The organism is Bacillus sp. B1-b2 (assembly GCF_009183415.1).
Lineage (GTDB): Bacteria > Bacillota > Bacilli > Bacillales > Cytobacillaceae > Niallia.
Genome location: NZ_WEHU01000010.1, coordinates 192,291 through 199,897, shown reverse-complemented (window position 1 = coordinate 199,897; position 7,607 = coordinate 192,291). Strand labels below are relative to the sequence as shown.

At 36.5% G+C, this 7,607-nt stretch carries 6 protein-coding genes, 8 tRNA genes and 2 rRNA genes; 15 read left to right on the top strand and 1 reads right to left on the bottom strand.

Annotation, left to right across the window (positions count from 1 at the left end):
* The 10 genes from F9279_RS12265 to F9279_RS12220 all read left to right on the top strand — a co-directional run.
* Window positions 1-172, top strand: a 23S ribosomal RNA gene (locus tag F9279_RS12265); the annotation flags it as partial.
* A gap of 269 nt (window positions 173-441) precedes the next feature.
* Window positions 442-558: ribosomal RNA gene (gene rrf / locus F9279_RS12260) — 5S ribosomal RNA — on the top strand.
* Between the two features lie 12 nt (window positions 559-570).
* Window positions 571-645, top strand: a tRNA-Asn gene (locus tag F9279_RS12255).
* Window positions 646-677: 32 nt separating this feature from the next.
* Window positions 678-750 (top strand) — tRNA-Thr (locus tag F9279_RS12250).
* A 14-nt stretch (window positions 751-764) separates the two neighbouring features.
* Window positions 765-839: transfer RNA gene (locus F9279_RS12245), tRNA-Glu, on the top strand.
* 18 nt (window positions 840-857) lie between these two features.
* A tRNA-Val gene (locus F9279_RS12240) sits at window positions 858-933 on the top strand.
* An 8-nt stretch (window positions 934-941) separates the two neighbouring features.
* Window positions 942-1,017 (top strand) — tRNA-Thr (locus F9279_RS12235).
* A gap of 30 nt (window positions 1,018-1,047) precedes the next feature.
* Window positions 1,048-1,131, top strand: a tRNA-Tyr gene (locus F9279_RS12230).
* A gap of 44 nt (window positions 1,132-1,175) precedes the next feature.
* Window positions 1,176-1,250: transfer RNA gene (locus F9279_RS12225), tRNA-Gln, on the top strand.
* 2 nt (window positions 1,251-1,252) lie between these two features.
* Window positions 1,253-1,325: transfer RNA gene (locus F9279_RS12220), tRNA-Lys, on the top strand.
* Between the two features lie 152 nt (window positions 1,326-1,477).
* On the opposite strand, the gene F9279_RS25690 is transcribed toward F9279_RS12220, so the two are convergent.
* Window positions 1,478-1,765, bottom strand: coding sequence for an aspartyl-phosphate phosphatase Spo0E family protein (locus F9279_RS25690; RefSeq protein WP_226793461.1), 288 nt, complete (start codon window positions 1,763-1,765; stop codon window positions 1,478-1,480).
* 347 nt (window positions 1,766-2,112) lie between these two features.
* Here F9279_RS25690 and sigW point away from each other — a divergent pair, with 347 nt between their 5' ends.
* From sigW to glmM, 5 genes are all read left to right on the top strand, one after another.
* Entirely contained in the window at window positions 2,113-2,676 is a 564-nt protein-coding gene (sigW, locus tag F9279_RS12210) for an RNA polymerase sigma factor SigW (RefSeq protein WP_152113375.1), read from the top strand.
* Between the two features lie 18 nt (window positions 2,677-2,694).
* Window positions 2,695-3,342, top strand: coding sequence for an anti-sigma factor family protein (locus tag F9279_RS12205; RefSeq protein WP_152113373.1), 648 nt, complete (start codon window positions 2,695-2,697; stop codon window positions 3,340-3,342).
* 321 nt (window positions 3,343-3,663) lie between these two features.
* Window positions 3,664-4,485: a diadenylate cyclase CdaA gene (gene cdaA, locus F9279_RS12200; RefSeq protein WP_152113371.1), complete on the top strand. Its 822-nt coding sequence runs from the start codon at window positions 3,664-3,666 to the stop codon at window positions 4,483-4,485.
* Window positions 4,482-5,771 (top strand): YbbR-like domain-containing protein, encoded by a 1,290-nt coding sequence (locus tag F9279_RS12195; RefSeq protein ID WP_152113369.1) that lies wholly within the window; start codon window positions 4,482-4,484, stop codon window positions 5,769-5,771. The genes cdaA and F9279_RS12195 overlap by 4 nt, the downstream gene beginning before the upstream one ends.
* Window positions 5,772-5,811: 40 nt before the next feature.
* Window positions 5,812-7,161, top strand: coding sequence for a phosphoglucosamine mutase (gene glmM / locus F9279_RS12190; RefSeq protein WP_152113367.1), 1,350 nt, complete (start codon window positions 5,812-5,814; stop codon window positions 7,159-7,161).
* Window positions 7,162-7,607: the final 446 nt, after the last annotated feature.

The following is a 7,607-nucleotide window of genomic DNA, read 5'->3' as shown; positions in this document are numbered from 1 at the left end:
TGCGGAAGGGATAAGTGCTGAAAGCATCTAAGCATGAAGCCCCCCTCAAGATGAGATTTCCCATAGCGTAAGCTAGTAAGATCCCTGAAAGATGATCAGGTTGATAGGTCAGAGGTGGAAGCGCGGTGACGTGTGGAGCTGACTGATACTAATAGATCGAGGACTTAACTAAAATGAAAAGCGAAAGCGACTGTTTATCGGCGTACAAACTGGAGAGCAATGCACTGAGATATAGGAAACACAGTGAACGAGAGTGAACTGATGTTGACTTATCGTAGGGGAATTGATCGGAAGTTTGATAGGCGATAGGAGCTGTAGCTAGACAATGATTACTCGGTTCTTTCTTCTTCTAACATAATCTAGTTTTCAGGGAATAATTTTTAAAATTATACTTGAAATGTTCTCAAAAACATGTATAATGATATATGTCTTGAGAAAAAGTCTGGTGGCGATAGCGAGAAGGTCACACCCGTTCCCATACCGAACACGGAAGTTAAGTTTCTCAGCGCCGATGGTAGTTGGGGGTTCTCCCCCTGTGAGAGTAGGACGTCGCCAGGCATACCATATTGTTCCGCAGTAGCTCAGTGGTAGAGCATTCGGCTGTTAACCGAACGGTCGTAGGTTCGAGTCCTACCTGCGGAGCCAATTTATAAAAAAAGTGATATGTTAGCAAAAGTGCTTCCATAGCTCAGCAGGTAGAGCACTTCCATGGTAAGGAAGAGGTCACCGGTTCGAGCCCGGTTGGAAGCTTACAGAGATAAAGAGGCCCATTGGTCAAGCGGTTAAGACACCGCCCTTTCACGGCGGTAACACGGGTTCGAATCCCGTATGGGTCACCAATAACAATTCAAAAATATGGAGGATTAGCTCAGCTGGGAGAGCATCTGCCTTACAAGCAGAGGGTCGGCGGTTCGATCCCGTCATCCTCCACCATAACATATGCCGGTGTAGCTCAACTGGTAGAGCAACTGACTTGTAATCAGTAGGTTGAGGGTTCAAGTCCTTTCGCCGGCACCATTTTATTTAATTGTCATGAATTAGAATATCGGAGGGGTAGCGAAGTGGCTAAACGCGGCGGACTGTAAATCCGCTCCTTCGGGTTCGGCGGTTCGAATCCGTCCCCCTCCACCATTTACTACTGGACAATATAAATTATATGTCCTTTTTTATTTTTTTGGGCTATAGCCAAGCGGTAAGGCAACGGACTTTGACTCCGTCACTCGTTGGTTCGAATCCAGCTAGCCCAGCCAGAGAGCCATTAGCTCAGTCGGTAGAGCATCTGACTTTTAATCAGAGGGTCGAAGGTTCGAATCCTTCATGGCTCATTAAACCAAACAATAACTGTTTGGTTTTTATTTTTGCCTCAATGATGAATCATTAAAGGGATAAAAGTACTCTAGCGCTATAATTAATATAAAAAGGGGACTATTTAGCATGTAACTACATGCACAAATAGTTCCCTTTTATTATTTAATAGTTATTTAATAGTTATTTGATTAACTATTTCATCATATTTATTAAGTAAATGGTCTAGTTTTGTACTTATATCTATCACTTTTGGGTTTGAAAAAGAAGTGGTGTTTGCCCAGTAGATCATCATTTCTCGATGTTCTTCAATATCTTCTAATAATTCTCTATCACTCATTTTTTTCACCCTTTTTTCCTTTATTTTTAATTCACTAATGGAAATTAATTTATGAATACTATTATTTGATTTTAGCATATTCTTACTTTTTTTATAACCAAATATAAAAATTTTAAACATATTGTGTCAAAATTTGTTAAAATAAATAATGAGTATCCTAAAATAGGCAGATGTACATAAATGGGGAGAATTTTCACTATTGATTAAATGAAAAACACTTATTATTTAGAATATAATGTGTAAATATATCCTACAAACTAGACACTTTAATGAAACTTAATAAGATGTGTCTTAGGTCTTATGTAATAATTTTACTTATATAAAGACTACTATAAAAGAGAACGTATTTAAAATAGCCATTAGTTCACTATTAAAAAATAAAATTGAAAAATATTAATCGGAAAATGAAACCTTTCTTGCTATCGATTCGTATAATCGAGTAGCCGCACTAGAGCGGAGGTAAATGGATGGATGTATTAGTTAAAAAGAGAATTAAACAAGTATTAAAAGGGGATCAGAATGCTTTCGGTGATATTATTGAACTTTATAAAGACAAGGTTTTTCAGATATGTTACCGAATGTTAGGGAATAGACATGAAGCTGAGGATATGGCACAAGAAGCATTTATTAGAGCATATGTTAATATACACAGATTTAACATAGAGCTAAAGTTTTCAACATGGCTTTATCGTATTGCAACAAACCTCTGTATTGACCGGATTAGAAAGAAAAAACCAGACTATTATTTGGATGCGGAAGTTCCTGGTACAGATGGTTTGAATATGTATTCACAGATTGCTTCCAATGAAAGACTTCCTGAAGAAGATGTGGAAAGCATGGAGCTACAGTCCACCATTCAACAGGAAATTTCAAAGCTACCAGAGAAATATAGAGCTGTAATTGTATTAAAATATATTGAAGAGCTGTCTCTTAACGAGATAAGTGAAATTCTGGAGCTTCCATTAGGAACAGTCAAAACACGTATACACAGGGGAAGAGAAGCATTAAGAAAGCAATTAAGGCATGTCTGATAAAGAAGGTGAAAGAATATGACTTGTTCATCAAAAATAGTCACATATATGCATGAGTATCTTGATGAAGAAATAGAAGAAGATCATAAGAGAGAATTACAGGAGCACCTACAAACATGTGAATCATGTGCAACCCATTTTCATGAGTTGAAAAAAACGATTGCTCTTGTTCAAAGTACCTCTCATATTCAAGCTCCATTAAATTTCACAGAAAATGTATTAGCGAAACTACCAAAAGAACAAAAGCAAGCTAGAGTGAAGAGGTGGGTAAGGCATCATCCAATGCTGGCTGCTGCTTCACTTTTTCTGGTGTTGATGGTTTCTAGCTTGTTATCTTCATGGAACCAAGATCATCAATTTTCTGTTTCTAAACAACCTAATATTATTGTTGAGAATAACACAGCAATTGTACCAAAAGGTGAAACAGTTAAAGGAAATATCATTGTTCGTAATGGGGATATTAAGATAGAAGGACAAGTAGATGGAGATGTAACAGTTATAAACGGAAAGCAGTATATGGCCTCAGCTAGTCAAGTGACAGGTGAAATTAAGGAAATTGACGCAGTCTTTGAGTGGGTTTGGTACAAAATGAAAAATGCGGCCAAAGAAGTTACACAATTGTTCACTGGAGAAACAAAAGAAGAACAAGGATTACCTGCAAATTGATGTTTGCAGGTTTTTTAGTGGTAAAATAAAGGGCTAATAACAGAAGAAAGTCATATAATAATGTAGGACAATCATTTTTTTGAAAAGGAGATCCTATTTTTGTCTATAATAAGTTAAAAGAAGCTTTAGTAGAGAATCCTATTTATTCCAAATAATAAATAGAGGAAGTGAAATATTCATTATTCACTTTTTTAACCAATAACATATACATTCGCTTTTCATTATTAGTATTAAAATGAATTGTGTTATAATATGATAATTGTAGGCTTTTAAATAGAGTAATTCATTACTTGTGAAATATATATTCTTGGAGGAAGGAAAATGTCGTTTGTAGATTTCCCCTTTTTAAAATACTTAGCGAATACAGTTGACATTATCCTTGTTTGGTATGTCATTTATAAAATATTATCAATTATACGTGGAACGAAGGCTGTTCAACTCCTTAATGGAATTTTTGTTATTTTAATCATTAAGATGTTGAGTGATTTTTTCCAGTTGCAAACACTTGGTTGGATGATGGAGCAAGTTATTCAATGGGGTGCTTTAGCCATTATCATTATCTTCCAGGGAGAATTGAGAAGAGCACTTGAACAACTTGGTCGAGGGAAATTCTTCTCCAGATCTATCGTTAAAGAACATGAACAGCAAGAACAAATGGTAGAATCTATTGTGAAAGCAGTAGATTATATGGCTAAGCGACGAATAGGTGCCTTAATTACTGTTGAAAGAGAGACAGGATTAAGTGATTACATTGAGACTGGGATTGCATTAGAATCGAAAATCTCTTCAGAACTTTTAATCAATATTTTTATACCAAATACTCCATTACATGATGGTGCAGTAATTATTCAAAAGTCTAATATAGCTGCAGCTGCATGTTACCTTCCTTTGTCTGAAAGCCCATTTATTTCAAAAGAGTTAGGTACAAGGCATAGAGCTGCTCTCGGTATTAGTGAAGTAACAGATAGCTTAACAATTGTAGTTTCAGAGGAAACAGGTGCTATCTCAATCACTAAAAATGGAGATTTACATAGAGAGCTAAAATTAGATGCGTTTAGGGAAATGCTTACTGCTGCATTAGTTCAACCCTCTACCAAACAATCCTCTACTAATAAGTGGAGCTGGAAGGGGAAGAAAAAATGAGAAGATTAATTGATAAAATCGTTAGTAAGAATTGGTTTATGAAAGTGATTGCTTTGGCATTTGCTCTTTTACTTTTCTCGTATGCTACTAATACAAATGATAATTCAAAAAATGAAGTGAATGTACCAAGTGATTCAGAGACTGTTGTCTTAGAGGATATACCAGTAACAGCATATTATGATACCGATAATGTAGTTGTCACAGGTATCCCAAGTACAGTAACTGTAACCTTAAAAGGGCCAACTGTTCCCCTTCAGCAAGCAAGATTAACAAAAGACTTTGAGGTTTTCGTAAATCTAGCAAATGCAGATCTTGGAACCAAAACGGTGCAGATAGAAATAAGAGATCTATCGGATAAATTAACGGCTACGATAGACCCAGAAACAATTAAAGTAAATGTCAAAGAAAAAGTAACAGAAGAATTTAAAGTAGAGGCTGAGTTTAGTGATAGTTCTATTGCGAAAGGGTATAGCGCGGGAACAGCAAAAATAAGCCCTAGTACAGTTAAAATAACGGGAGCAAAAGACCAGGTAGATAAAATTGCCTATGTAAAGGCAAATATTAGCTTGGATGAAGCGACTAATGAAGACATAAGTGAACAAGCAGCCGTTTCAGTTCTAGACAGTAGTCTAAATAAATTAGATGTTCAAGTGGAACCAGAAACAGTGGAAGTGAATATTCCTGTTACAAGAACGAGTAAAACAGTTCCAATAGATATAGTGGAAAAAGGAACGCCAAAAGAGAATATTACCATTGACTCCATTACCTTAGATAAAAAGGAAGCTACCATCACTGCACCAGAAGATGTACTTAAAGGAGTAGAGAGTACGAGAGTTGAGGTAGATGTGAGTCAGATAGATAGTAATAAAACACTTTCGTTACCTGTTATTATCTCTAATGGAGTTACATCGGTAGATCCGGAACTAGTAACTGTAACTGTTAAAGTAACAGTATCTAAAGAAGATTCGGGGGAATCAGAAGAAACAGCTTCCCAGGGGACACAAACCAAGACCCTCAGTAATATACCAATTAGCTTACAAGGTCTTAAAAGTGGTTTAAATGCTAGCATATCCAACCCAAGCAATGGTAGTACAAGTCTTGATATAACGGGAGAACAGAATAGACTAGCTGGATTAAATGCAGGTGATTTCTCCCTATATGTAGATTTAGCAGGATTAGATGCTGGAAGTCATGAGGTTCCTATTAAAGTGAACGGTCCAGCCAATATAAATTGGGAACTAGCAATGGAAACGGCCAGCATTTCCATTACAAAAAAAGAAGCTTAGTCAAGGATGATAGATAATCAGTTAGAAGGAGCGATATGGAATGGGTAAATATTTCGGTACGGACGGTGTACGAGGAGTTGCAAATAGTGAGTTAACACCAGAGATGGCATTTAAGCTGGGTAGATATGGTGGATACGTCCTAACTAAAGATCATGAAAGACCAAAGGTTTTGATAGGACGCGATACTCGTATATCCGGACATATGCTGGAAGGAGCACTTGTAGCAGGTTTACTATCTATAGGTGCAGAAGTAATGCGATTAGGAGTTATTTCTACACCAGGTGTCTCTTATCTGACTAAGGTGCTAGGAGCACAAGCAGGAGTCATGATTTCTGCATCACATAATCCAGTCGCAGATAATGGAATTAAGTTCTTTGGTCCTGATGGGTTTAAATTGTCTGATGATCAAGAACTAGAAATAGAAGCATTGATTGATAAAGAAGAAGACGATCTGCCAAGACCTACAGGAGCCGATCTTGGGCATGTGGATGATTACTTTGAAGGTGGCCAGAAATATCTTCAATTCTTGAAGCAGACTGTTGATGAAGAATTTGCTGGAATACACATTGCGTTAGACTGTGCACATGGCGCTACTTCTTCACTAGCTATGCATTTATTTGCAGATTTAGACGCTGATATATCCACGATGGGAGCTTCTCCAAATGGTTTAAATATAAACGATGGAGTTGGATCTACTCATCCAGAAGCACTAGCAAGATTTGTCTTAGAAAAAGAGGCAGATGTTGGTTTAGCATTTGATGGAGATGGTGATCGTTTAATCGCTATTGATGAAGCTGGTAATATAGTAGATGGTGATCAAATCATGTATATATGCGCTGCTTATATGAAAGAAGTAGGAAGGCTAAAGAATAATACAGTTGTTTCTACTGTAATGAGTAACCTAGGCTTTTATAAAGCATTAGAACAACATCAAATCACAAGTATTCCAACCGCTGTTGGCGATCGATATGTAGTAGAGGAAATGCGCAATAATGGATATAACCTTGGAGGAGAGCAGTCAGGGCATATTATATTCCTTGATTATAATACAACAGGTGATGGGCTCTTAACTGGGTTACAATTAGTAAATATTATGAAAGTAACAAAAAAGAAATTATCTGAACTAGCAGGAGAAATGAAGAAATTTCCACAAAAGCTTGTGAATATTCGAGTTTCAGATAAATACCATGTAACGGACAATGAGAAAGTAAAAGAAGTAATTGCTAAAGTGGAGCAAGAAATGAATGGCGATGGTAGAATTTTAGTTCGTCCTTCTGGCACAGAACCTTTAGTTCGTGTAATGGCAGAAGCCCCAACAGAGGAGCTTTGCGAAGCTTATGTTAATATCATTTCAGAAGTAGTGAAAGAGGAAATGGGATTGCCTGAATAATGAATCTTGGATCATAAGCAATTCATTATTAATTTATATGCTAGCTGTAACCAAAGTAGCACAATAGAATACATTATAGGGTGAAGTTCATTTATGATTGATTAAATGTTCGTCATCCTATTTTTCATTTGGTGTAAGCATATCATACCCAATATGTAAACAATTTGTAGTAAAAATTCCAATCTATAGTAGAATTGTAATTGACGGAGAGAATCTTAATAAGGTATGATTAAATTGCTTTTTGAAAAAAAGGCAGTATCTTTTAGTAAAGGAGGAAAGGATTTAAATAAGTGGAACTAAGCGCCTGGACTAGTAATGGACGACATGAAAACTAGTTGACGAGGAGGAGGTTTATCGATTTTTCGGCGGATGCCTCCCGGTTGTATTAGCCAATCGATAGCACTATTTTAAAATATTAGGGCAACTTAATGCACAAAGAATAGGGC

What these genes read in the sequence shown, in the direction of transcription:
- F9279_RS25690 (WP_226793461.1), bottom strand. Translation starts at nt 1,765, where the DNA reads ATGTTTAAAATTTTTATATTTGGTTATAAAAAAAGTAAGAATATGCTA.
- sigW (WP_152113375.1), top strand. Translation starts at nt 2,113, where the DNA reads ATGGATGTATTAGTTAAAAAGAGAATTAAACAAGTATTAAAAGGGGAT.
- F9279_RS12205 (WP_152113373.1), top strand. Translation starts at nt 2,695, where the DNA reads ATGACTTGTTCATCAAAAATAGTCACATATATGCATGAGTATCTTGAT.
- cdaA (WP_152113371.1), top strand. Translation starts at nt 3,664, where the DNA reads ATGTCGTTTGTAGATTTCCCCTTTTTAAAATACTTAGCGAATACAGTT.
- F9279_RS12195 (WP_152113369.1), top strand. Translation starts at nt 4,482, where the DNA reads ATGAGAAGATTAATTGATAAAATCGTTAGTAAGAATTGGTTTATGAAA.
- glmM (WP_152113367.1), top strand. Translation starts at nt 5,812, where the DNA reads ATGGGTAAATATTTCGGTACGGACGGTGTACGAGGAGTTGCAAATAGT.